This window comes from Thiolapillus sp., assembly GCF_048562965.1.
GTDB classification, from domain to species: domain Bacteria; phylum Pseudomonadota; class Gammaproteobacteria; order Chromatiales; family Chromatiaceae; genus Thiolapillus; species Thiolapillus brandeum_A.
The window spans coordinates 1-694 of record NZ_JBHNMF010001332.1; the positions used below are offsets into that span (position 1 = coordinate 1).

At 53.7% G+C, this 694-nt stretch carries 1 pseudogene; it reads right to left on the reverse strand.

The annotated features are described in order from the left end of the window. Positions 1-469: 469 nt before the first annotated feature. Positions 470-694: pseudogene (locus tag ACOCD2_RS24145) on the reverse strand (group II intron reverse transcriptase/maturase); the annotation flags it as partial.

Here is a 694-nt window from a genome sequence, read left to right on the forward strand (position 1 = left end):
TGTGCCAGATTAGCGCCAAATACTGGCATGAGGAAAAAACGTGGACGGCAACGAGATACTACTACTGGGATTGGGCATTCATTCTCCCTGCCCGAATTCAACCAATAACCGCAACACCCCCCGGTGTGGCTTCCTGCCAGTATGGTCCATCACAGAACACCGCGATCAGGCCTCATAGCCTGGTCAAAATTGCACGCTGATAACAGGTCAATTTTGGATGCTGTTTGACAACCGAGACCAAAGCGCGCCTGCTAGCATTTCTAAGCTGCCGGTGCGGCAGTGAACTTATCGGTCGAGTAGATGGGCTCCACAACAGGTTAGGATCGTGTTGGCATTCTCTGTTTGCCGGCTGGTTTCCCACCGGTACCGCAATATCCTCTCCGTACTGTCGCATCACCACACCCCTCACAGAACCGTGCTTGCACTACTCACGCACACGGCTCCTCAACAACACGCTTCGCGGAAGAAGTCACCATAGGTTCACCTGAATTCGCGGGGGAGGCAACGGGAAGCGTTGGCGCAGCAGCCGGAACTTCTCGAAATTCAGACTGCCACGCTTTCCACGCCGGCCTGGCCATTTGAAAAGTATCAGTTCCACCTGATAGGCAAAGTTGCTGATACTCCGACTGTTACCCGATACTCCGTAATACGCATAATGGCCCCGCAGCTTGTTTGCGGTGGTTCGCATGATCTC